Raw genomic sequence first — 22,605 nt, forward strand, 5'->3', positions numbered from 1 at the left:
CTGTAATCGATCGATTACACAGTCGCACTGTAACCGATCGCTTACACCTGACTGATGTAACCGATCGATGACAGCCTCCACTCGGAGATCGCTCGCGCGAAGCCCTAGACCGACTCGGCCTCCGGCACCAACGCCCGCACCTGCGACGCGGCACCGAGCGCCACGGCGTCCGACCCGAGGGTCGACTGCGCCAGCCGGATCGTCGCGCCGCTCACCGGGGGCTCGGCCGCGATCGCCGCGGTGATGGCCGGTTCGAGCAGGTCCCACGACCGCGCGATGCCGCCGCCGATCACGATCGTCGTGACGTCGAGGATCCCCGCGGTGAGCAGGGCGGCGCGCGCCAGTCCCCAGCCCGCGGCCTCGAAGACGGCAGCGGCGTCCGTGTCACCGGCACGCGCGGCGACCGCGACGTCGCGCGCCGACAGCCGCCGGCCGGACCGTTCGGCGTACCGGTCGGCGATGCCCCGCGCGCCCGCGATGGTCTCGAGGTGCCCGATCTGTCCGCAGGTGCAGGTCGCGTCGCCGAAGCCCGGCACGTGGCCGATCTCACCGGCGGCCCCGCGCGGCCCCGCGAACAGCCGCCCACCGAGCACGAACGCCCCGCCGACCCCGGTGCCGAGGGTCATCCCGAGCACGTCGGACTCCCCCGCGACGGCACCCGTGGCGATCTCGCCGAGCAGGAACGCGTTCACGTCGTTGTCGAGCGTCGCCGGCACGCCGAGGGCGTCGTTGACCGCGCTCGTCACGCCGTAACCTGCCCAGCCGGTGAACGAGTTACCCGTCACCAGGACGGTGCCCGTGGCCGCGTCGACCACGCCGGCCGCGCCCACCCCGACACCCGTCAAGGAGGCCCGGTGCCGGACGAGCAGGCCCGTCACCGCCCCGACGGCGGCCGTCACGATCGCCGCCCCGCCCGCGTGGGCGGGCGTCGGCAGGTCGACGCGGTCGATGACCTCGAGGTCCGGGGTCGTCAGGACGACCTTGGTGTTCGTGCCGCCGACGTCGACGCCGGCGATCACCCGGGTCACGCGGTCACCGCCGCGAGCGAGGCGAGACGCTCCGTCCGACGCTGCCGTTGCAGGACGGGGTCCGGCACGGGTACGGCGGCGAGCAGGCGTCGGGTGTAGTCGGTGGTGGGGTGGAGCAACGTCGTGCCGGTGGTGCCCTGCTCCTCGACGACGCCCTGGCGCATCACCACGACGCGCTCGGCGAAGTGCTGCACCACGGCCAGGTCGTGCGAGACGAACAGGCACGCGAACCCCAGGTCGTCCTGCAGTTCACCGAGGACCTCGAGCACGGTCTCCTGCACGCTCACGTCGAGCGCCGAGGTCGGTTCGTCGGCGACGAGCAACCGCGGCTCGAGCACCAGGGCACGGGCGAGCGAGACCCGCTGGCGCTGGCCGCCGGAGAGCTCGCGGGGTGCACGCGATGCGAGCGACCGCGGCAACCGGACGGCGTCGAGCACCTCGTCGATCCGCCGACGACGGTCCGCCGACGACATCCCGCGGCGGTGCACGGCGAGCGGTTCGGCGATGCACTCCGCCACGGACATCCGGGCGTCGAGCGAGGCCACCGGGTCCTGCAGCACGACGCCGATGCCGGACCGGAGCGCCCGACGATCACGGCCACGGGCGCTGCGCAGGTCCTGCCCGAACAGCGACACCGTGCCGGACGTCGGCGTGATGAGTCCGAGCGCCACCCGGGCCGCGGTGGACTTGCCGGAGCCGGACTCGCCGACCAGGCCGACCGTCTCGCCCGCGTGCACGGCGATGTCGATCCCCTGCAACGCGTGGACGGCGCGCGCCCCGCGCCCGAACGTCACCGTGACGTCCCGCAGGTCGACCACCGGGGCCGCACCGGGCCTCCCGGCCGCCGCACCCGACGTCCCCAGCTCGGAAGACGCCGGCGTCTGCGCATCACGCCCCCGAATCCGGAGGCGTCTCGCCGACTCGGCGGCGTCGGATGACGACGCCGGCGTCTCGAGCCGCGGCACCGCGGCGAGCAGCCGCTTCGTGTACTCGTGCTCCGGACGGAGCAGGACGTCCTCGACGCTGCCGGTCTCGACGATCTCCCCCTGCAGCATGACCGCGACGCGGTCTGCGAAGTCCGCGACGACGCCCATGTTGTGCGTCACGAGCAGCACGCCCGTGCCGGTGTCGACGGCGAGCTTCCGGAGCAGTTCGAGGATCTCGGCCTGCACGGTCACGTCGAGGGCGGTCGTCGGCTCGTCCGCGATGAGCAGCTCCGGCGAGTTCGCGATCGCCATCGCGATCACCACGCGCTGGCGTTGCCCACCCGACAGCTGGAACGGGAACGACCGGGCCCGCTGCTCCGGCGACGGGATCCCGACGCGACGGAGCAGGTCGACGGCCTCGGCCGCGGCCTGCGCGGCGGTGACCGTTCGGTGGTTCCGGATCACCTCGGCGATCTGCGCGCCGACCCGGGTGAGCGGGTCGAGGGCCGTCGCGGGCTCCTGGAAGACCATCGACACCGTCGAGCCCCGCAGCGCACGCAGTGACGGTTCGGGAGCGCCCACCACCTGGTGCCCGGCGACGAGCGCGCTGCCCGTCGCCGTCGCGTTGCCGGAGAGCAGCCCCATCGCGGCGAGCGCCACCGTGGACTTGCCGGAGCCGGACTCGCCGACCAGGGCGAGCGTCTCGCCCGGCGCGACCGACAGGGACACACCCCGGACGGCCGACACGGTGCCGGACTCGGTGCTGAACGAGACGCCGAGGTCGGTCGTCCGCAAGATCGGTTCGGTGGTCATCAGCGGCCCCTCACGTCGAAGGCGTCCCGGAGTCCGTCGCCCACGGCGTTGAACGCGCAGACGATCAGGATCACGGCCAGACCCGGCGGCACGATGAGCCACCAGTGTCCGGAGTACGCGGCGGTGAGCCCCGCCGAGAGCATGCCGCCCCAGTCCGTCGCGGGCGGCTGCACGCCGAGCCCGAGGTACGAGACGTAGGCGACGAGCAGGATCGCGTCGGCGACCTGGAAGGTCGCGGCGACGACGATCGTGGACACCGAGTTCGGCAGCAGGTGCTTGCCGATGGCGCGGGCATGCGAGCCGCCGATCGCACGCAGGGTGAGCACGTAGTCGCGGTTCTTCAGCGTCAGGGTCTCGGCGCGGATCAGGCGGGACGGCACCAGCCACGACACCAGCCCGAGGATCAGGATGAGCCCGGCGACACCGGGGGTCGTGATGGCCGAGATGACGAGCAGGATGAACAGCGCCGGGATCGCGATGCCCGCGTCGACGACGCGCATCATCAGCGCGTCGACCCAGCCGCCGACGTAGCCCGCGACGGAACCCCACAGGGTGCCGACGACGGTGGCCAGGACCCCGGCGGCGATGCCGACCATGAGCGAGACCTTGCCGCCGTACATCAGCCGGCCGAGCACGTCGTGGCCGACGGCGTCGGTACCGAGCCAGTGCGCCGCGCTCGGACCCTGGTTGGCCTGCTCGAGCAGGGTGTGGGTCTGGTCGGTCGGGTACAGGAACGGCCCGACGAAGCAGAACAGGACGATGACGACGATCACGGCCAGGCCGATCACAGCGAGCGTGTTGCCGCGGAACCGGCGGGCGGCGAGCCGGAACCCGGTGGCCGCGACGGTGACGGGAGCGCCCGGTGCTTCGGGTGCCAGTTGTACGGCGCTCATGCGCGGCTCGCCTTCACTCGCGGATCGATGAGGGACTGGGCGACGTCGGCGAGCAGGGTGCCGATGACGGTCGCGATGGAGATGACGAGGACGCAGCCGAGCAGTGTCGGGTAGTCCGACGACTGCGCCGCGTTCCAGAACAGAAGCCCCATGCCGGGGTAGTTGAACAGCTGCTCCGTGACGAGGGCGCCGCCGAACAGCACGGGCAGGTAGTAGCCGAGCATCGCGACGACGGGCGTCAGCGAGTTCCGGAACACGTGTCGGCGCAGGATCGTCATCGTCGAGGCACCACCGGCGCGGGCGGTGCGGACGTAGTCCTCCTGCAGGTTCTCGAGGGTCGAGGCCCGCATGTAGCGACTGAACACGGCGATCATCGCGAGCGCTCCGGTGACGACCGGCAGGACGAGCCCGGCCGGGTCCTGGAACACCTCGGCGAGCGTGGTGCCGCTCGGCGCCTGCGACGGCAGCCACGGCAGTTGCTGGCTGAACACGATGATCAGGATGAGGCCGAGGAAGAAGGCCGGCGTCGAGTAGAAGACGAAGGCCAGCGCGGTGGCGGCGTAGTCGACCGCGCCGTTGCGGCGGGCGGCCTGGAGCATGCCGACCGGGATCGCGACGACGAGGCCGAGGACGGCGGAGATGCCGGTGAGGACGAGGGTCTTCGGCAGGCGTTCGGCGATGAGCTGCGACACCGGTTCGTTGAGCGTGTACGAGGTGCCGAGGTCACCGCTGAGCAGACGGCCGAGGAACCGCAGGTACTGCACCGGCAGCGCCTGGTCGAGTCCCTGCGCCTGGTTGAAGGCGGTGATCTGCGCGGGCGTCGCGGAGACGCCGAGGACACCGCGGGCGGGTCCGCCGGGCAGCGCGTGCAGCAGGCAGAACACCACGATCGTGACGATGAGGATCACCGCGAGCGCCTGCAGGACGCGCCTGGTGAGGTAGAGAGCTGTGGTCATGCGGCTTCCGATGGTCGGATTGGAGACGTGCGAGGGACGGGAGGCGCGGTGCGCGTCGGACGCGCACCGCGCCTCCCGTCCGTGGTCACGGTCTTACTTGTTCCACTTCCACTGGGCCGGGTGGAAGTTGGCGAGCGAGTCCTGGTCGAAGCCGGACAGGCCCTTCTTGACGACCGAGATCTGGTAGTCGGGGCTCGGCAGCCAGATCACCGGCAGGTCCTTCGCGACCGCTGCGCTGTAGTCCTGCACGGCGGTGGCGTCGGTCGAGGTGGTGGTCGCGTCGATGAGGTCGTCGACCTGCTTGTTCGAGTAGCTGCCGAAGTTCGCCGAACCACCGGTCGAGAAGAGCGACTCACCGGTCGGGTAGGCCGGGAAGTACCAGCTGCCCGCGGTGCCGAAGAACGACAGGTCCCAGTCACAGCTGGCCTCGTCGCTCGTGCAGGTCGGGGTCTGCGAGAGCACGCTCGACACCGGCGCGGTCTTGATCGTGAAGCCGATGCCGGTCTTCGCGAGCGAGGACTGGATCGCGCTCATCATGTTGTCGGTCACGGTCGAGCCGGACTGCGACAGCACGCCCATGGTGAACTTCGTGCCGTCCTTCACGCCCTCGCCGCACTGGCTGGCCGACGTGCCGGGGTCGGTGCAGACCATCGTGCCGCCCTGCTCCTCCCAGCCGTGGCTGGTCAGCAGGTCCTTGGCCTTCGACGTGCTGAACGGGTACGGGTTGTCCTTCTGCACGTCGGAGACGTAGTCGGACTCCTGCGCCTGCGGGATCGGGCCGTAGGTCGAGGTGGCGGTGCCGTTGAAGACGACCTTCGACAGGGACTTCTGGTCGATCGACATCTGCACGGCCTGGCGGGCGTACAGCTGCTTGAAGACGGCGCCCATGTCCGGGTTGTTGAAGTTGTACGGCATGTAGGTGATGGCCCAGCCGGTCCACGGCTCGACCTCGTAGCCCTTCGCCGTGAACGAGGACTCCTGGTCCATGTCCGTGGCGTTGATGTAGCCGTAGTCGACCTCGCCGGAGCGGACCGCGTTCACCTCGGCGTCGGCCGTCGTGAACGGCAGCAGGTTGACGGTCGTGATCGAGGGCTTCTCGCCACCGTCGTACTTCGTGTTCGCGGTGAGGGTGACCTTGCCGGCGGTGGTGAACGCCTTGACGCCGTACGGACCGGAGATGGTCTTCCACAGGTCGTCGGTGGCGTAGTCCGAGATCTTGCCGGCCGCGGTGTTCAGGTACTTCCAGACCTGCTTCGCGCCGGCGGTGGTCTCGTCGGCGTCGGTGACCTTCGCGCTCGCGCTCGTCTTGTCCCAGGCGTGCTGCGGCAGCGGGATGATGTGGCTCAGCTGGTTGGCGAGCATCCAGTCCGAGTTGTACGCCTTGTCGAACGTGATCGTGAAGTGGGTGTCGTCGACGGCCTTGAACGACGTCCAGTTGTCCGGCGCCTTGCCCTCCGAGTACGAGCCCCACTGGTCCTTGTTGGCCTTGATCAGGTTGAACCAGAACTCGACGTCGCGGCTCGTGATCGCCTCGCCGTCGGACCAGTGCCGGTCACCGAGGGTGATCTCGACGCTCTTGCCGTCGTCGGCGAACTCCGCGTCCGTGGCGACGGACCCGTCCTTGTTCCACGCGATCTTGCCGGTGGAGCCGTCGTACGCGACGAGCGGCTCGTACAACGACTGCGCGATGGAGCCGTTGTTCGTGTTGAGGTGCGCGGCGGTGCCGATCGGCAGGATCCAGTTGGGCGTGAAGTTCGCAGGAAGGGCGTAGTCGATCTCGTCCGGATTCGCGTTCGAGGTGGCGGAACCACCCCCGGAACATCCGGCGAGCAGGGCGCTCACGGCGATCGCTGCTCCGGTGAGGAGCGCCCAGCGGCGGGGCTTGGTCATGTGTGTCTCCTGGTGCGTGGGAGTTCTGGGGAGGTGGAGCACGCGTGCCGAGCGGCACGGACACAGTCAATGGCCAAAGCCGTTGGAAAAACAAACATCTTCGTGTAAAAACTGCGTTTCTGCCGTTTGGACGAAAGGGTGAACGGGCCGTTCCGCCGGTTAGGCTCCGGGTGTTCGGTCGGTTCGGCCGTCGTTTCCCCCGGATTGGAGAAAGTCGTGACGGACCTCTCTGCTCGCGTCCTCGAACTCGTCGCGTCGGGTCAGGCCGCGAGTCGCACCGAGATCGCCACACTGCTCGGCGCCGCTCCGTCGACGGTGTCGCACGTGGTCACCCAGCTGCTGTCGCACGGGCTGCTCGCGGAAGAGGGCACCGACGTCTCGACCGGCGGCCGTCCCCGCAAGGTGCTCCGCATCGGCGGCGTCGACGAGTACGCGGTCGCCGCCGACGTCGGCGGTGGGCACGCGCGGGTCGGGATCGTGCTGCCGGGAGGCGCGCTCGAGTCGGTCGCGAACGTCCCGTTCGCGCTCTCCGACGGTCCGACCGCCGGCCTGCAACGGTTGGCCGGCCTGCTCGAGCGGCTCGCCGACGACCGTGGCCGCGCCGGTCTGCGCGGGGTCGGGCTCAGCCTGCCCGGACCCGTCGACGTCGAGGCCGGTGTCGTCGACCTGCCGAGCCGGATGCCGGGCTGGAACGGGTTCCCGGTGGCCGCCTGGTTGTCCGACCGCTTCGGCCTGCCGGCGATCGTCGACAACGACGCGAACTGCATGGCCGCCGGCGAGCAGAGCGTGCAGCCTCCAGGGCGCCGGCAGACCATCACGATCAAGGCCGGGTCGGCGATCGGCGCGGGCATCGTCATCGACGGCCGCCTGTACCGCGGGTCCACGGGCTCGGCCGGGGACATCACCCACGTGCGGATCGACGCCGCCGGCGACACCCCGTGCTCGTGCGGGAACACCGGGTGCCTCGAGACCGTCGCGTCCGGAGCTGCCCTGGTGCGGATCCTGTCGGGCGCCGGGGTCGACGTCTCCTCGACCGCCGACGTCGTCCGACTCGCCTCGGACGCCCACCCCGAGGCCACCCGTGCCGTGCGCTTGGCCGGTCGGTACCTCGGCGAGGTGCTCGCGGCCAACGTGAACTTCTTCAACCCGGACGCCGTCTACCTGGGCGGCATCCTCTCGACCCTCGACCCGTTCATCGCGGCCGTGCGCAGTCAGCTCTACGAGAGCTGCCACCCGCTCATGACGCAGCACCTGGCCATCGAGCCGGTGTCGCTCGGTGCCGATGCCGGGCTCGTCGGTGCCGGCCAGTTCGCACTGCAGCGGGGCCTCGCCGCCTCGCTCGAGGAGCTGTCCACCCCCATCCCGCAGTCCACCACCAGGAACAGGAGCGTCCGTGTCTGAGACCGTGTCCGCCACCCCCGCCGTCCCCGCCGGTGCCCGTCGTCCGGTCGTCGCCATCGCCGGGCTGGCGATCGAGACGTCGACCTTCACCCCCACCCGCACCCACGCGCCGGCGTTCCACCCGGACCGTGGCGACGAGGTCGTGGCACGGTACCCGTTCCTGTCCGCGATGTCGGACGCGGCGGACTTCCGCGGGGCGCTCATCGGGCACGCGCTGCCCGGCGGCATCGTGGACCGGGCGTCGTACGAGGAGCTCGCGGCCGAGATCGTCACGCGGCTGCGCGCGATCGTCGACGCCGAGCACGTGGACGGCCTCTGGTACGACATCCACGGCGCGATGGTCGTCGAGGGCCTCGACGACGCCGAGGCGGACCTGCTCGGCCGGATCCGTGCGGTGATCGGCCCGGACGTCATCGTGTCGGCGTCGATGGACCTGCACGGCAACGTCACGCGCGAGCTCGCCCACCAGGTCGACCTCGTCACCTGCTACCGGATGGCCCCGCACGAGGACGCCATGGAGACCAAGGAACGTGCCGTCCGGAACCTGGTCGACGTGCTCACCACGCGTCCTGCCGGAGCGCAGCGCCCCGTGAAGGCCTGGATCCCGATCCCCGTCCTGCTGCCCGGGGAGCAGACCTCGACCCGCCTGGAACCCGCTGCCTCGCTGTACGCCCAGGTGCCGCTCGTCGAGCAGACCGACGGCGTGCTCGACGCCGCGATCTGGGTCGGCTACGCCTGGGCGGACCAGCCCCGCGACCAGGCCGTCACCGTCGTCACCGGGTGGGACGAGGCCGCCGTGGCCGCCGGGGCCGAGCGCCTCGCCCGTGCCTTCTGGGACGTCCGCGAGGACTTCGTCTTCGTCGCACCGACCGGCACGTTCGAGGAGTGCCTCGCCGCCGCGCTCGCACCCGGAGCTGCACACCCCTACTTCGTGTCCGACTCCGGCGACAACCCCACCGCGGGCGGCTCCGGCGACATGACCTGGGGACTGACGCAGGTGCTCGCGAACCCGGCCTTCGCGAGCGCCGACGGCCCCACCCTGATCTACGCGAGCGTCCCCGGCGCCGCTGCCGTGGCGACCGCGGTCGAGGCCGGTGTGGGTGCGACCGTCACGGTGACCGCGGGTGCGTCGGTCGATGCCGTGCACGCCGGACCGATCACCATGACCGGCCGGGTCCACGCGATCAAGCACGGCGACCGCGACGCCGAGACCGAGGTCGTGCTGCAGGTCGGCAGCGTCTTCGCGATCCTGACGAAGCTGCGCAAGCCGTACCACCACGAGCACGACTTCACCGACCTCGACCTGGCACCACGGCAGGCCGACGTCGTCGTCGTGAAGATCGGGTACCTCGAGCCGGAGCTGTTCGACATGGCCGCCGACTGGATGCTCGCGCTCACCCCCGGTGGTGTCGACCAGGACCTGCTGCGCCTCGGGCACCACAGGATCGAGCGGCCGATGTTCCCCTACGATCGAGTGTTCCCCGAGGCCCCGGACCTGACCGCCAGGATCATCCCGGCCTCGGACCAGCCACTCGGAGCCTCTGCATGACCCCTTCGCCCGTTGCACTCGAGATCGCGGTCACCTCGCCGCAGGGTGCGGTCGTCGCACGGGACGGCGGGGCCGACCGGGTCGAGCTCTGCGTCGGGCTCGAACTCGGTGGGCTGACGCCGTCGCAGGCCCTGGTCGAGACGACCCACGAGACCGGGATCCCGGCGCACGCGCTGGTCCGGTGCCGCCCCGGCGGGTTCGTGCACACCCCCGACGAGGTCGAGCTCATGGTGCGCGAGGTCCGGACGGTCCTGCGCTCCGGTGCCGCCGGCGTCGTCGTCGGTGCGCTGCGCCCGGACCGGACCCTCGACGAGGACGCCCTGCGCCGCTTCGTCGACGCCGCCCGCTCGGTCAGCACGACCGCCGAGATCACCCTGCACCGGGCGATCGACCACGCGGTGGACCCCGTCGCGGCAGCAGCCACGCTCGCGGTGCTCGGCTTCACGCGCGTGCTGACCTCCGGCGGCGCCCCCACCGCGGGAGCCGGCGCTGCCACGATCGCCCGGATGGTCGACGCCGCCGGGCCGGTGCAGGTCATGGCCGGTGCCGGTGTCACCCCGGCCGACATCCGGGCGTTGGTCGCGACGGGTGCCGCCGCCGTGCACCTGTCGGCAAAGCGTGCCGCGCCGGACAGCGCGCACGCCGGGGTCCCGATGGGCGGGGCCGACGACGGTTCCGCGCACTTCGTGACCGATGCCGAGGTCGTGGCGGCCGCGCGACGCGCCCTCGACACCTGACACTGGTCCGATCACGACAGGTCGCGGGAGGACGTCGGCATCCTGAGGATCGGCCGATCGGCCTGCTCGATCGCGACGGCGATCGTGTAAGCCCGCTGCGCCGTCACCTCACCGAACGCGACGAGTTCCTCGAGGACAGCACGCGTGTCTCGAGTGACGATGCCCATGCGCCCGGCCACTCTGAGCGACCCGCCGTCCTCACTCATCCAGACGCTTCTCGCGAACTCCGCGCGGGTCCGGACAGGTGGAGCGTCTGACTCTCACCGAGGTGTTCCAGGGGCTTCTCGTCGCCACCGCCGAAGCGGCCCGTGCGCACCGCCTCGATCTGCAGCTGATCGACTGCATCGCGGAATTCGATCGCCGGACCGAACCAGTCATGGAGGTCCAGCCGGGCAAGGTTCGGAACACGGGATGTGGAGCGCTCGATCTCGAACGCAACGGCTTCTACGACCCTCCCTGCACCGTGGAGGCTGGCACGCAGGAGGTCGAGTTCGTCGACGGCAGCGAAGTTGCAGATCAGCGAGTTGTCCGGAAACCAGTGGAGCGCCACGATCAGTTCTCGGTCACGCCGGCTTCTGGGACCGGTGTCGATCCGTCGTCCAGCGCAAAGAACTCCTCGGCATCCTGCGGTGCCCACCCGAGGATCGTCGCGACGGGCTTCACCGTCGTGTCACCGTCGCGGTAGGCATCGAGGGCAGCGTTGACGAGCAGCCAACTCGGACGTGGCTCCCCCGCAGCGTGCGACAGGTCGACGTACTCGGCCGCTTTCCCGAGCTGCATGTAGATCGAGCGAGCGCGCAGGCCGATCAGACCTGCTCGGACGGTCTCGTCGATGTGCTTCCCATTGAAGAGCCGCCATGCCATCGACTCGGGCGGGAGCTGGAAGTGCCCGACCAGCTCCGGGAACGCCGCTGCCGTCGAGCGCCCGCCGATCGCCGCGCTGAGCTCGTCCGCGGGGGCGAGGAAGGCCGCGGCGAAGCTGTTCGCGCGCCGCTCGACGTTCGAGCGCGCCGTCCCCATCTGTTCCTCGAGCATGCCCTGACGAGCATCACCGAAGGCGATGTGCGCGAGTTCGTGCGCGAGCGTGAATCGCTGACGCAGGGGTCGGTCGGTGGTCGCGAGGAGGATCACCCGACATTGCGCATCCTCGTACGAGAGACCGTCGATCCCCTCCGGCAGGTCGGTGACGACGACCATCACGCCGAAGACTCGTTCGATGGCCGAGATGAGATCGTGCGTCGACAGGCCGCCGAGCGGTCGACCGATCGCCGCGACGAAGCGACGCGCGAGCTCAGCCGCCTCGACCGTGTACCAGCTCGACCGTTGGGCGAGCTGCGGGAGCTCAGGCAGGACCAACGGGCGGTCGACCGATGCGAGGCCACGAACACCCGCGGCGAGGAGTTCGACCGTCCTCGCGCCCACCTCGTCATCGACACCAACGAGCCGGGCACGCTGGGCGAACACCGGTCGGAACGGCTCACGTCCAGTGATCAGCCAATCGACGCTGCGACGGCCCACGTCGGCGATCCTGGCCAGTTCAAGGGAGGAGAACCGTCGCCGACCCGAGAGCGACTTCGAGAGTTTGCTCGCGTCGATGCCGATGGAGGCCGCGAAGTCCGCTCGCCCGAGGTCGACCGATGTGATGACGGCTTCGACACGTTGTTCCAGGGATTCGGCCATGTTGCTAGCCTACTTGCGATTATCGCAAACGGCAACACATCACATGCAGCGCTTGCCAGCGTGACCGAGCAACGGACGGGAGGCACAGTGCCAGCTGGCACCGTGCCTCCCGTCCGCCGTCAGCGCGTCAGCACGTCAGCCCTTGACCGGGATCGACTGCGCCTTGAGCGCCGCCACCGTCTTGGACTGCCCGGACTCGAGTGCCTCGAGCAGCGTGCCGTCACCGGACGCCGCCGAGCCGAAACCGTCGGAGACGTCCGAGTAGGTCTGCGTCATCGTCGGACCCCAGGTGAAGGGCTGGATGTCCTTCGCCGCGGTCGCGAACTCCTCGTAGATCTTCTGGTTGCCGTAGAACGGGAGTCCCTCGGTCAGCGCGGGGAGCTCGGCGCCGGTGGAGGACGCCGGGTAGAGGTTGGCCTCCTTGTTCAGTGCGGAGAGCGCCTCGGTCGAGGTGTTCAGCCAGACCAGGAACTTCGATGCCTCGGCGGGGTGCTCGCTGCCCGCGAAGACGACGTTCGACGAACCGCCCCACGCGGCCGACTTCGACTCGCCGTCGCTCCACTGCGGCATCGGCGCGACGGCCCACTTTCCGGAGGTCGACGGCGCACCGCTCGAGATGGTGTTCGCACCCCAGACGGCAGAGACCCAGGTCCAGTCCTGGCCGCTGTCGTACGCGGCGTTCCACTGGTCGGTGAAGCTCGGCAGGGTGTTCACGAGCTTCTTGTCGATCAGGTCCTGCCAGTAGTCGGCGACCTTCTTCGACTTCGCGTCGGTCAGGTCGACCTTCCACGAGTCACCCGAGTTCGCGAACCACTGGCCGCCGGCCTGTGACACGAGCCCGGCGAACTGGTTGACGTCACCCTTGGCGAAGTTCGTGATGTTGCCGCCGAGCGCCTTGATCTTGACGGCGTCCTCGGCGTACTCCTCCCACGTCTTCGGGGCGTCGAGCCCGGCCTTATCGAACAGGTCCTTGCGGTAGTACAGCGCCATCGGACCGGAGTCCTGCGGCACGGCGTAGACGGACTTCGACTCGCCGAAGGTGACCTGGTTCCAGAGGCCGTCGGAGAAGTCCTTCTTCGCCGCCGAGATGCCGGAGCACGCACCGATGTCCTCGAGGCCGCCCTGCACCCGGAAGGCCGGCAGGGTGTCGTACTCGACCTGGCCGATGTCGGGCGCCTGCTTCGCCTTGAGCTGGTTGAAGAAGTTCTGGTACGTCCCGCTGTTGCCGTTCGCGACGATCGAGGTCTTCACCTGGATGTCCGGGTTCGCCTTGTTCCAGATGGCGACGACCTTGTCCATGTTCGGCACCCAGGTCGTGAAGTCGAGCGTGACCTTGCCGCTCGAGGGCTTGCAGCTCGCGGCTGCGGTGTCGGAGGAACCGCCGCCGCCGCTGCCGCCGGCGCTGCAGCCGGCGAGGGCGACGGTCGCGGCGACCGCCAGGGCGGCGACGCTGAGGAACTTCGTTGTCTTCATGCTGTTTCCGTTCGGGATGTGGTGTGGGGAGGGCTGGTGTGCGGAGGGAGTGCTGGTCGGGTGGCTACTTCAGACCGCCAGACCCGAGGCCGGAGCGCCAGAAGCGCTGCAGGCTCAGGAACGCGATGAGCAGCGGGATGATCGAGACGAACGACCCGATGAGCACGAGGGTGCGCAGGTCGGGGTACTGGTTCACGCTCGAGTTCCACGTGTAGAGGCCGAGCGTGACGGGGAACAGCGACGAGTCGCGGAGCATCACGAGCGGCAGGAAGAAGTTGTTCCAGACGGCGACGAACTGGAACAGGAAGATCGTCACGAGCGCCGGCGACATGAGCCGGACGGCGACGGTGAAGAACGTGCGGACCTCGCCGGAGCCGTCGATGCGCGCGGCCTCGATGATCTCGTCGGGCACGCTCGACGCCGCGAACAACCGCGACAGGTAGACGCCGAACGGGCTGACGATGCTCGGCAGGAACACCGACCAGAACGTGTCGGTCAGGTCGACCTGGCTGAAGATGAGGAACAGCGGCAGGGCGAGCGCCGTGGCCGGCACGAGGACGCCGCCGAGGAACGTGTTGAACAGTGCCTCGCGTCCACGGAACCGGTACTTGGCCAGGGCGTACCCGCACATCGCCGACAGCACGGTGCCGAGCAGCCCGGCGACACCGGCGTAGGCGATGCTGTTGAGCAGCCAGCGCAGGTAGATGCCGTCCTGCCGCGTGAACAGCTCGGCGAGGTTCGCGAAGAAGTCCTGCACCGAGGTCGCGCTGAACCACAGCGAGAACGTGGTGTTGAAGTTCGCGGCCGTCTTGGTCGACGAGACCAACAGCCAGAAGATCGGCAGCAGGAAGTACAGGGTGAAGACACCCATCACGATCATCGCGGCGCTGCGCGAGATGACGCTCTCCCGCGGCCCGCGCGCACCGTGCTGGTGCGGACGGGAGGCCCGGTTCGGCTCGAGCGGTCGGCCCGCGTCGCGCACGGTGTCGCCCGGGGTCGGTGCGTGGACGGTCACTGGGCGGCCTTCCGCTGGGTCAGTCGGAGGAACCCGATCGACAGGATGAACGTGGCGAGGGCGAGGACGACCGAGAACGCGGCCGCCAGGTTGAAGTTCGGCACCGACGAGGTCGAGTAGACGAGCATGTTGGGCGTGAACGTCGACGAGATCGTCGAGGTGAACTGCCGGAAGACGGTCGGTTCGGTCAGCAGCTGCAGCGTCCCGATCACCGAGAACACCGCGGTCAGGACGATCGCCGGCACGACCAGGGGGATCTTGATCGACAGCGCGATCCGGAGCTGCGAGGCGCCGTCGAGCTTGGCGGCCTCGTAGATCTCGGCCGGGATCGCCAACAGCGACGAGTAGATGATGAGCATGTTGTAGCCGACGAAGACCCAGGTCACGACGTTCGCGACGGCCCAGAGCACGGTGCCGGACCCCAGGAAGTCGACCTTCGAGGTGACGGCGGAGAACGGCGACAGGTCCGGGGCGTAGAGGTAGCCCCACATGATCGCCGCGATGACACCGGGGACCGCGTACGGCGCGAAGAAGGCCAGGCGGAAGAACCGCTTGCCACGCAGCAGCGGGGAGTCGAGCAGCAGCGCGAATAGGAGCGCGAGCCCGAGCATCACGGGGACCTGCACGACACCGAACAGCAGCACGCGGAGCACCGAGTCCCAGAACGCGCTGTTCTGGAACACGAGCGCGTACTGGCTCAGCCCGCCGAACACCTGTGTCGGGGCGCCGAACGTGCCCTGGCGCTCGATCTTCTGCAGCGACTGCCACACGGCGTACAGGATCGGGACGAGGTAGAACGCGGTGAACAGCAGGGCGAACGGGACCACGAAGATCGCGATCGCCAGGCGGTAGCGGGAGCCCCCGCCCCGACGACGGACGGCGCGGGGCCGCTGGGTGGTGGTGGTCATGATCGGTTCCTGTCGGTGCGGATGATCTGGGTGCTGCCGGCGTCGAGGACGGTGACGCCGTCGACGGGTCGGTCGGTGACGAGCTCGTGGCCCGTGACGGTGTGCGAGGCGGGCTGGTCGGAGTGGTTGAGCAGGAACACCCACTCGTGCTGGTCGTCGCGGCGCCGGACGACCTCGACACCCGGTGCGGTCGCGGGATCCGGGGAGACGCCGGCCTCGGCGAGCACGCGGCGGAGCAGGTCGCGCAGCGCGTCGGCCTCGAGCACGGTGGACGTGTACCAGGCGGATCCAGCGCCGTGGTCGTTGCGGGTGACCGCGGCGGAGCCGGCGAGCGGCCCCTCGGCGTACTCGACGACGCTCGTGGCGCCGCGCAGCGCGACGGGCTCCGACCACACGGTGCCGGTGGTGCCATCGGACAACGCGATCGCCTGGTCCGCGGCGAGCGGCAGGAACTCGTCGACGCGGATGCCGAGCAGGTCGCGGAAGGCGCCGGGGTACCCGCCGGTGCGGACCCGGTCGCGCTCGTCGACGATCCCGCTGAAGAAGGTGACGACCGCGTGGCCACCGGCGGCGACGTGGTCGGCGATCACGGCGGCGTGCTCGTCGCGCACCAGGTACAGCTCGGGGACGACGACCGCGGCGTAGCCGTCGAGTGGGGCGCCCGGCGCGACGACGTCGACCGTGACCCCGAGGTCCCGGAGCGCGGCGTGGAACGCGTGCACCTGCTCCAGGTACCGGAGCGCAGTGGTGGGGTGGGCCTCCAGGTCGGCGGCCCACTGGTTCTCCCAGCTGAAGACGAGCGCGACCTCGGCGACGACCCGGGATCCGCGCAGTTCGCCGAGCCGCTCGACGAGCGACCCGAGGGCGACGACCTCGCGCCAGGTGCGCGAGTCGATGCCGGCGTGCGGCAGCAGGGCGGAGTGGAACTTCTCGGAGCCCTGCACCGACGCGCGCCACTGGAAGAAGCAGACGCCGTCCGCGCCCCGGGCGATGTGCGCGACGGTGTCCTGCAGCATCTGGCCCGGTGCCTTCGCGACGTTGTGCGGCTGCCAGTTCACGGCGCCGGTCGAGTGCTCCATCAGCAGCCACGGGGCTCCGCCGGCGAGTCCGCGGGTGGTGTCCGCGGTGAAGGCGAGCTCTGCGTGCGGGCGGGGCAGGCGGTGGTCGAGGTAGTGGTCGTTCGCGATGACGTCCATGTCGGCCGTCCACGACCAGTAGTCGAGCGCGGTGATGTGCGCGGCGACCATGAAGTTCGTGGTGACGGGCTTGTCGCTCAGTTCGCGCAGCACGGCGGCCTCGGCACGGTGGTGGCCGAGGAGTTCGTCGGACGAGAACCGGTCGAAGTCGATGGTCTGCGCGGGGTTCGTGAACGACAGCGTCGCGCGGGGCGGCAGCACCTGCTCCCACGCTGAGTAACGCTGGCTCCAGAACGAGGTGCCCCACGCGGCGTTCAGTTCGTCGACGGTGCCGTAGCGGGCACGGAGCCAGCCACGGAACGCCTCGGCCGAGACGTCGCAGAAGCAGTGCGCGTTGTGGCAGCCGAGCTCGTTCGACACGTGCCAGAGCTTGACCGCGGGGTGGTCGCCGTAGCGCTCCGCCGTGGCGCGGACCAGAGCCAGTGCGTGCTCGCGGTACACCGGGGAGCTCGGGCAGAACGCCTGCCGCCCGCCGGGCCAGCGCGTGGTGCCGTCCGCCACGACGGGCAGCACCTCGGGGTGCAGCGTGGTGAGCCACGGCGGGGTCGAGGCGGTGCCGGTGCCGAGGTCGACGCCGATGCCCGCGCCGTGCAGCAGCTCGATGACGGTGTCGAGCGCGGTGAAGTCGTACTCGCCCTGACGCGGCTCGACGTGCGACCAGCCGAAGACGTTGATCGCGACCAGGTTCACCCCGGCCTCGCGCATCAGCCGGACGTCCTCGACCCAGACCGCAGGGTCCCACTGCTCGGGGTTGTAGTCGCACCCGAAGGCGAGCCCGGTCGAGCCGAGCCCGAGCGCCCCGGTGGCGGGCGTCGGCAGGGTGGTCGTGGTCACGTCAGGGTCCTCGCTGATCGGGGCGACCGCTGCCGCTCCGGTCGTTGACGACCCCTTCGACGGCGAAGGTCACTCAGGTTCTGGGAGCGCTCCCAGTCCAGCCGGATCGAACGGGTTCGGATCGTTCTGGGAGCGCTCCCAGAGTGAACACCAGAAGCGGACCGCTGTCAACAAGACGCGTGCTGGAGCCCGTCGCGGGACGGATATGGTTGCCGCATGTCCGAGGTCCGAACCGCACGCCAGCGCGCCACGATCCAGGACGTCGCCGACGAATCAGGACTCTCCCGGGGCACCGTCTCACGGGTCTTGAACGACGAACCGTACGTGTCGCCCGAGGCCCGCGAAGCCGTGCAGGCAGCCGTCCGGCGCGTCGGCTACGTGCGCAGCGCGGCGGCCCGGAGCCTGGTCACCCGACGCTCCGGAGCGATCGCCCTGATCGTGCACGAGCCGTCGGTCCAGGTACTCGACGACCCGAACATCGGCAACATCCTGATCGGCACCAACACGGTGTTGTCGCAGGCCGACCAGCAGCTCGTCACGATCATGGTCGACTCGGCCCGCGACAACGAGCGCGTCGTCGAGTACCTGCGCGGCGGGTTCGTCGACGGTGCCATCGTGCTGTCCGCCCGCGACGGCGACCCGATCACCCGGGCGATCGAGGAGATCGGCATGCCGGCGTGCTTCGTCGGCCACCCGTCCGACGCCGCGAACATCTCGTACATCGGCATCGACAACCGCGCGGCCGCCGAGCAGATCACCCGGCGCCTGGTCGCCACCGGCCGGAAGCGGATCGGCATGCTCGCGTCCGGGCTCGACCGCGACTCGGGGCAGGACCGACTGGCCGGCTTCACCGCAGCCCTCGGCGACCGCTTCGACCCCGAGCTGGTGGCCCGGAACCCGCTGTTCAGCTACACCGCAGGTACCGAGGGCATGCGTGAGCTCCTTGACCGGGCCCCCGACCTCGACGGGGTGTTCGCCGCCTCGGACGCCGTGGCTGCCGGCGCGATGGACGTCCTGCAGCGCAGCGGCCGGTCGGTCCCCGGTGACGTCGGCGTGGTCGGCTTCGACGACAGCGCCTGGGCACTGCGTTGCGATCCGCCGCTGTCGACGGTCCGGCAACCCGCGCACACCCTCGGCGAGAGCGCGGCGCAGCAGGTACTCGCGCAGATCGCCGGCGCCGACGAGGGCCCGCACGGACTCATCCTGCCGACCGAGGTGGTCTGGCGCGGCTCCGCCTGAGCACCACCCTCCGACCGCCGTCTCGGTAGCATGGACCGGTCCCCGTCACCGTCGACCGGTCCACCCCGCGAAGGAGCCCCGATGCCCCCGACCCCTCCCCGGATCGGCCTCGTCGGCGCCGGCGGCATCGCCCACGCGCACATGCCCGGCCTGCTCCGGCTCGGCCCGGTCGTCGTGTACGCGCAGGACGGTGCGCAAGAGCTCGCGGCCGCGTTCGCCCCGGCAGCAGCCGCCGCGGGGTCGTCGATCACCGTCGTCGACTCGCTCGACGACCTGTTCGCGGAAGTCGACGTCGTGGACGTGGTGACGCCGACCTTCGCCCACGCCGAGGTCGTGCGGGCCGCACTCGCCGCCGGCAAGGACGTCGTGTCGGAGAAGCCCCTCGCCCGGACCGACGCCGACGCTGCGGACCTGGTGGCCCGTGCGCAGGACGCCGGCCGGCAGCTCTTCCCGGCCCACGTGGTGCGCTTCTTCCCCGCGTACGTGCGCCTGCACGACGCCGTCACCACGGGCCTCCTGGGCGACCTGGCTGTCCTGCGGTTCGTGCGCTCCGGGGCCTTCCCGATCCGCACCGCGTGGTTCGCCGACCGGGCACTGTCCGGCGGCATCGTGATGGACCAGATGATCCACGACCTCGACATCGCACGGTGGGTCGCCGGACCCGTCACCACGGTGTCGGCGGTCGGCGTCCGTGCCGGCACCGAGGCCGAGCCGGTGGAGGCAGCACACGTCCTGCTCACGCACGAGTCCGGGGCGATCAGCCACGTCGCCGGGATCTGGGGACCGCAGCACCTCGCGTTCTCGACCGAGTACTCGGTGACGGGCACGCGCGGCAGCCTGGCGCACCGGTCGCTCGACGAACAGGACTACGTCGCCGACCTCGCGGTGCCCGACGCCGCGGACGGCTTCCTGCCCGAGGTCGACCCCGCCGACGACCCGTACGGACTCGAGCTCGCCGAGTTCCTCGGGGCGTTCACCGGCGGTGCCGCTCCACGGGTGACGGCGGCGGACGGCGCCGAGGCGGTCCGGATCGCGAACGCGGCGCTCGAGTCGATGGACACCGGGCAGCCGGTGTCCCTGACGACGGGGGCTCGCGCGTGACCGCCCTGAAGATCGCCGTGATGTCGTTCGCCCACACCCATGCGATCGGCTACCTCACCGCCCTCGCCGCGATGCCCGGGGTCGAGGTCCGCGGTGCCGACCCGGGCGGCGTCAGCACGGGCGAGACGGTCATCGAGCTGCGTGGCCGCGACCTGGCCGACGAGCTCGGGGTCGACTACGCGGACACCTACGACGAGCTGCTCGCCTGGGGCCCGGACGCCGTCGTCGTCACGAGCGAGAACGCCCGGCACCGCGAACTCGTCGAGGCCGCGGCCGCCGCCGAAGCGCACGTCCTGTGCGAGAAGCCGCTCGCCACCACGTGGGAGGACGGCCTCGCGATCCGCGACGCCGTCGAGGCCGCGGGCGTCATGCTCATGGTGGCGTTCCCGGTGCGGTTCACCTCGGCGTTCGACAAGCTCCGCGCGGCGCACGACTCCGGAGCGCTCGGGCAGCTGTTCTCGGTCCGCGGCGCGAACAACGGCATGCTCCCCCTGACCCGGTCGTGGTTCACCGAGCCGGAGCTGTCCGGCGGCGGCGCGATCGTCGACCACGTCGTGCACATCGCGGACCTGCTCGAGGGCCTGATGGGGTCGGCGCCCGTCACCGTGACCGCGGTGGCGAACCGCACGCTGCACGCGGCCCGGGCGCAGGCGGAGACCGCCGGACTCGTCACGATCACGTACGCGAACGGCGTCGTCGCGGCGATCGACTGCTCGTGGAGCAAGCCGGACACCTCGGCGGTGTGGGGTGGGCTGACGCTCGACGTCGCCGGGACGGGCGGCACGGTGTCGCTCGACTTCTTCGGGGCGGCTGCACGCGGGATCGTCGCGGAGACCGGACTGCCGATCGAGTCCCGTTACGGCGCCGACCCCGACGCGGCGATGCTCCGGACGTTCGTCGACGCCGTCCGATCGGGCGTGCAGCCGCAGCCGGACGTGCACGTCGGGCTGCGGACCCTGTCGATCGTGCTCGCCGCGCAGGAGTCGGTGGCGTCGGGCCGCACCGTGTCGGTAGCCAGCGAGTAGCGACACGACACGCGGGAATGGCCCGCGACCGGCGCTGCTTGACGAACCCATGACCTCGTCAGCAGAGCGCCGCGGGTGGCTCGGTGTCACGTCCGTCGCACTCGGATCCTTCGTCCTCGTGCTCTCCGAGTTCCTGCCGATCGGACTCCTGCCCGCCATCGCCGCCGACCTCGACGTCGGGATCGGCACGGCCGGACTCATGGTCGTCGCCACCGGGCTGGTCGGTGCCGTCGCGGCGCCGGTCGTCACGGTCCTGACCTCGCGGGTGGACCGCCGTGTCGTGCTCGTCTCGCTGACCGTGCTGCTCGTGGTGGCGGACGGGCTCGCGGCGATCGCGCCCTCGTTCGGTGTGCTGCTCGTGGCCCGGATGCTCCTGGGCGTCGGCATCGGCGGGTTCTGGGCGATCGGCGCCGGCATCGCCGGTCGACTGGTCCGGCCGGCCGCCACGATCCGGGCGACCTCGCTCATCACCGCCGGCGTCTCGGTCGCGACGGTCGTGAGCCTGCCGCTCGGCGCCCTCGTCTCGTCGCTCGCCACCTGGCGGCTCGCGTTCGTCATCGGCGGTGTGCTCGGTCTGGTCGCGCTCGTCCTGCAGCTCGCGATGCTGCCGCGCATCCCCGCGCAGCAGCAGGTCCGGTTCGCGACGCTCGGCTCGCTGCTCCGCGTCCCCCGCGCCCGTGTCGGTCTGATCGCCGCGGCGTTCCTGTTCGCCGCACAGTTCGCCGCGTACACGTACATCGCGCCGTACCTGCAGGACCTGGTCGGGGTCGGACCGGACACCGTCACGCTCGCGCTCCTGGTGTTCGGCGTCGCGGGGATCGTCGGGAACTTCGCCGCCGGCTTCACCCTGGGACGGAGCGTGCTCGGGACCATCAGCGTGTCCAAGGTCGCCCTCGCGGTCGCAGTGGTCCTGCTCCCCCTGCTCGCGCACTCCGTCGTCGGGGTGTTCGTGCTGCTCGTGGTGTGGGGGCTGGTCTGGGGCGCGTTGCCGCTCGGCATGCAGACGTGGATGTCCACGGCCTCGCCCGCCGGGTCCGAGACCGGGCTCGCGCTGTTCGTCACGACCATCCAGCTCGCGATCGCCGCGGGGTCGGTGCTCGGCGGCGCAGCGGTGTCGTCGTTCGGTCTCGCTGCGGACTTCTGGTTGTCGGGAGGGGTCGCCGTCGTGGGTGCGATCGTGCTCGTCTCCCTCGGGCTGCGCCGCTCGAGCGCAGCGCCGGTCGCCGACGAGGCTCCGGCACCGGTGCCGGTGCCGACCTCGACGGGTTCCGTCGCCGTCGCCTGCCCCTGACCGCCACCCGCGCCGTCAGGGCGCGGGGAGCGTGACCACGGCGTCGGCTGCGGTGATCGCCACCGGATCGTGTGCGGCGTGCACGACCACGACGCCGTCGGCAGCCTCGGCGGCGAGCGCCGCCACCACGAGCGCAGCGGACGCCGCGTCGACGCCGGCCGTCGGTTCGTCGACGAGCAGCACGCGCGCCCGCTGCGCCAGCCCGAGTGCCACGAGCGTGCGCTGCCGCTGGCCGCCGGACAACGCGTCGAGCGGGCGGTCGGCCAGTTCGGCGATCGCCATCCGCTCGAGCTGCACGTCGACGACGGCGCGGTCGTCGCGTCCGAGCGGTCGCCACCAGGCCCGGTGACGCCACCGGCCCATCGTGACGGCCGCGCGGACCGTGAGCGGGAGCGTGGTCGGCGGGACGGACTGGCTCACGTGGGCGACGCCGCCTGACGGGAGGCCCGTGATGCGCCCGGCGGTCGGCCGCAGCACGCCCGCCACCACGTCGAGCAGCGTCGACTTGCCGGATCCGTTGGGTCCGGTCAGCGCGGTGACCCGGCCGGCCGGGAAGGCCGCGTCGAGGCCGTCGAGGACGGTCCGCTCCCCGCGCAGGGCGGTCACCTGCTCGAGGCGGACGGCGGGCATCGGATCGGTCGCGAACACCT

Annotated in this window: 20 protein-coding genes; 7 read left to right on the forward strand and 13 right to left on the reverse strand. The window is 70.8% G+C overall.

Annotated elements, in window-relative coordinates:
• Nucleotides 1–104 precede the first annotated feature (104 nt).
• The 5 genes from EDF42_RS00470 to EDF42_RS00490 form a co-directional block, all read right to left on the reverse strand.
• Nucleotides 105–1,028 (reverse strand): ROK family protein, encoded by a 924-nt coding sequence (locus tag EDF42_RS00470; protein ID WP_221180988.1) that lies wholly within the window; start codon nucleotides 1,026–1,028, stop codon nucleotides 105–107.
• Nucleotides 1,025–2,767, reverse strand: coding sequence for an ABC transporter ATP-binding protein (locus EDF42_RS00475; RefSeq protein ID WP_123671157.1), 1,743 nt, complete (start codon nucleotides 2,765–2,767; stop codon nucleotides 1,025–1,027). Before EDF42_RS00475 ends, EDF42_RS00470 begins: the two co-directional genes overlap by 4 nt.
• Nucleotides 2,767–3,660, reverse strand: coding sequence for an ABC transporter permease (locus tag EDF42_RS00480; RefSeq protein WP_123671158.1), 894 nt, complete (start codon nucleotides 3,658–3,660; stop codon nucleotides 2,767–2,769). Before EDF42_RS00480 ends, EDF42_RS00475 begins: the two co-directional genes overlap by 1 nt.
• Nucleotides 3,657–4,616, reverse strand: coding sequence for an ABC transporter permease (locus tag EDF42_RS00485; RefSeq protein WP_123671159.1), 960 nt, complete (start codon nucleotides 4,614–4,616; stop codon nucleotides 3,657–3,659). Before EDF42_RS00485 ends, EDF42_RS00480 begins: the two co-directional genes overlap by 4 nt.
• Nucleotides 4,617–4,709: 93 nt before the next feature.
• Nucleotides 4,710–6,506, reverse strand: a complete 1,797-nt coding sequence (locus EDF42_RS00490; RefSeq protein WP_123671160.1) for a peptide ABC transporter substrate-binding protein — start codon at nucleotides 6,504–6,506, stop codon at nucleotides 4,710–4,712.
• Nucleotides 6,507–6,722: 216 nt separating this feature from the next.
• Between EDF42_RS00490 and EDF42_RS00495 the strand changes: the two genes are divergently transcribed.
• From EDF42_RS00495 to EDF42_RS00505, 3 genes are read left to right on the forward strand one after another with little or no spacing between them, the layout of a single operon-like run.
• A complete protein-coding gene (locus tag EDF42_RS00495) occupies nucleotides 6,723–7,907 on the forward strand; it encodes an ROK family protein (RefSeq protein WP_111085915.1) in 1,185 nt (394 codons plus the stop codon).
• Nucleotides 7,900–9,456, forward strand: coding sequence for a M81 family metallopeptidase (locus EDF42_RS00500; RefSeq protein WP_260234910.1), 1,557 nt, complete (start codon nucleotides 7,900–7,902; stop codon nucleotides 9,454–9,456). The genes EDF42_RS00495 and EDF42_RS00500 overlap by 8 nt, the downstream gene beginning before the upstream one ends.
• Nucleotides 9,453–10,193 carry a copper homeostasis protein CutC gene (locus EDF42_RS00505; protein WP_123671161.1) on the forward strand — a complete coding sequence of 247 codons (741 nt, stop codon included), beginning with the start codon at nucleotides 9,453–9,455 and terminating at the stop codon, nucleotides 10,191–10,193. Before EDF42_RS00500 ends, EDF42_RS00505 begins: the two co-directional genes overlap by 4 nt.
• Before the next feature lie 11 nt (nucleotides 10,194–10,204).
• Here the strand turns inward: EDF42_RS00505 and EDF42_RS18590 are convergent, their stop codons facing one another.
• From EDF42_RS18590 to EDF42_RS00535, 7 genes are all read right to left on the reverse strand, one after another.
• A complete protein-coding gene (locus EDF42_RS18590; protein ID WP_148067579.1) occupies nucleotides 10,205–10,399 on the reverse strand; it encodes a hypothetical protein in 195 nt (64 codons plus the stop codon).
• Entirely contained in the window at nucleotides 10,396–10,743 is a 348-nt protein-coding gene (locus EDF42_RS00510; RefSeq protein ID WP_123671162.1) for a hypothetical protein, read from the reverse strand. Before EDF42_RS00510 ends, EDF42_RS18590 begins: the two co-directional genes overlap by 4 nt.
• A 2-nt stretch (nucleotides 10,744–10,745) precedes the next feature.
• Complete coding sequence (locus EDF42_RS00515) at nucleotides 10,746–11,873, reverse strand: XRE family transcriptional regulator (protein WP_123671163.1); 1,128 nt, start codon at nucleotides 11,871–11,873, stop codon at nucleotides 10,746–10,748.
• A 135-nt stretch (nucleotides 11,874–12,008) separates the two neighbouring features.
• Entirely contained in the window at nucleotides 12,009–13,346 is a 1,338-nt protein-coding gene (locus EDF42_RS00520; protein ID WP_123671164.1) for an ABC transporter substrate-binding protein, read from the reverse strand.
• A gap of 64 nt (nucleotides 13,347–13,410) precedes the next feature.
• Nucleotides 13,411–14,361, reverse strand: a complete 951-nt coding sequence (locus EDF42_RS00525; protein WP_243648935.1) for a carbohydrate ABC transporter permease — start codon at nucleotides 14,359–14,361, stop codon at nucleotides 13,411–13,413.
• The gene (locus EDF42_RS00530; protein ID WP_123294575.1) at nucleotides 14,358–15,269 is read right to left on the reverse strand and encodes a carbohydrate ABC transporter permease; all 912 of its coding nucleotides are present in this window, start codon (nucleotides 15,267–15,269) and stop codon (nucleotides 14,358–14,360) included. Before EDF42_RS00530 ends, EDF42_RS00525 begins: the two co-directional genes overlap by 4 nt.
• Complete coding sequence (locus tag EDF42_RS00535) at nucleotides 15,266–17,299, reverse strand: beta-galactosidase (RefSeq protein ID WP_123671165.1); 2,034 nt, start codon at nucleotides 17,297–17,299, stop codon at nucleotides 15,266–15,268. Before EDF42_RS00535 ends, EDF42_RS00530 begins: the two co-directional genes overlap by 4 nt.
• 216 nt (nucleotides 17,300–17,515) lie before the next feature.
• Between EDF42_RS00535 and EDF42_RS00540 the strand changes: the two genes are divergently transcribed.
• The 4 genes from EDF42_RS00540 to EDF42_RS00555 all read left to right on the forward strand — a co-directional run bounded on the left by EDF42_RS00540 (nucleotide 17,516) and on the right by EDF42_RS00555 (nucleotide 21,955).
• Complete coding sequence (locus EDF42_RS00540; RefSeq protein ID WP_123339168.1) at nucleotides 17,516–18,538, forward strand: LacI family DNA-binding transcriptional regulator; 1,023 nt, start codon at nucleotides 17,516–17,518, stop codon at nucleotides 18,536–18,538.
• Nucleotides 18,539–18,619: 81 nt separating this feature from the next.
• Nucleotides 18,620–19,639: a Gfo/Idh/MocA family protein gene (locus tag EDF42_RS00545; RefSeq protein WP_123671166.1), complete on the forward strand. Its 1,020-nt coding sequence runs from the start codon at nucleotides 18,620–18,622 to the stop codon at nucleotides 19,637–19,639.
• Nucleotides 19,636–20,664, forward strand: coding sequence for a Gfo/Idh/MocA family protein (locus EDF42_RS00550; RefSeq protein WP_260234915.1), 1,029 nt, complete (start codon nucleotides 19,636–19,638; stop codon nucleotides 20,662–20,664). Before EDF42_RS00545 ends, EDF42_RS00550 begins: the two co-directional genes overlap by 4 nt.
• Nucleotides 20,665–20,713: 49 nt before the next feature.
• The gene (locus EDF42_RS00555; protein WP_123671167.1) at nucleotides 20,714–21,955 is read left to right on the forward strand and encodes an MFS transporter; all 1,242 of its coding nucleotides are present in this window, start codon (nucleotides 20,714–20,716) and stop codon (nucleotides 21,953–21,955) included.
• 15 nt (nucleotides 21,956–21,970) lie between these two features.
• On the opposite strand, the gene EDF42_RS00560 is transcribed toward EDF42_RS00555, so the two are convergent.
• A complete protein-coding gene (locus tag EDF42_RS00560; protein ID WP_260234916.1) occupies nucleotides 21,971–22,603 on the reverse strand; it encodes an ATP-binding cassette domain-containing protein in 633 nt (210 codons plus the stop codon).
• Nucleotides 22,604–22,605: the final 2 nt, after the last annotated feature.

The organism is Curtobacterium sp. PhB172 (assembly GCF_003752545.1).
GTDB lineage: Bacteria > Actinomycetota > Actinomycetes > Actinomycetales > Microbacteriaceae > Curtobacterium.

Coding starts and splice junctions, on each gene's coding strand:
- EDF42_RS18590 (WP_148067579.1), bottom strand. CDS start 10,399: ATGAGTGAGGACGGCGGGTCGCTCAGAGTGGCCGGGCGCATGGGCATC.
- EDF42_RS00505 (WP_123671161.1), top strand. CDS start 9,453: ATGACCCCTTCGCCCGTTGCACTCGAGATCGCGGTCACCTCGCCGCAG.
- EDF42_RS00530 (WP_123294575.1), bottom strand. CDS start 15,269: ATGACCACCACCACCCAGCGGCCCCGCGCCGTCCGTCGTCGGGGCGGG.
- EDF42_RS00485 (WP_123671159.1), bottom strand. CDS start 4,616: ATGACCACAGCTCTCTACCTCACCAGGCGCGTCCTGCAGGCGCTCGCG.
- EDF42_RS00520 (WP_123671164.1), bottom strand. CDS start 13,346: ATGAAGACAACGAAGTTCCTCAGCGTCGCCGCCCTGGCGGTCGCCGCG.
- EDF42_RS00475 (WP_123671157.1), bottom strand. CDS start 2,767: ATGACCACCGAACCGATCTTGCGGACGACCGACCTCGGCGTCTCGTTC.
- EDF42_RS00540 (WP_123339168.1), top strand. CDS start 17,516: ATGTCCGAGGTCCGAACCGCACGCCAGCGCGCCACGATCCAGGACGTC.
- EDF42_RS00490 (WP_123671160.1), bottom strand. CDS start 6,506: ATGACCAAGCCCCGCCGCTGGGCGCTCCTCACCGGAGCAGCGATCGCC.
- EDF42_RS00515 (WP_123671163.1), bottom strand. CDS start 11,873: ATGGCCGAATCCCTGGAACAACGTGTCGAAGCCGTCATCACATCGGTC.
- EDF42_RS00555 (WP_123671167.1), top strand. CDS start 20,714: ATGACCTCGTCAGCAGAGCGCCGCGGGTGGCTCGGTGTCACGTCCGTC.
- EDF42_RS00545 (WP_123671166.1), top strand. CDS start 18,620: ATGCCCCCGACCCCTCCCCGGATCGGCCTCGTCGGCGCCGGCGGCATC.
- EDF42_RS00480 (WP_123671158.1), bottom strand. CDS start 3,660: ATGAGCGCCGTACAACTGGCACCCGAAGCACCGGGCGCTCCCGTCACC.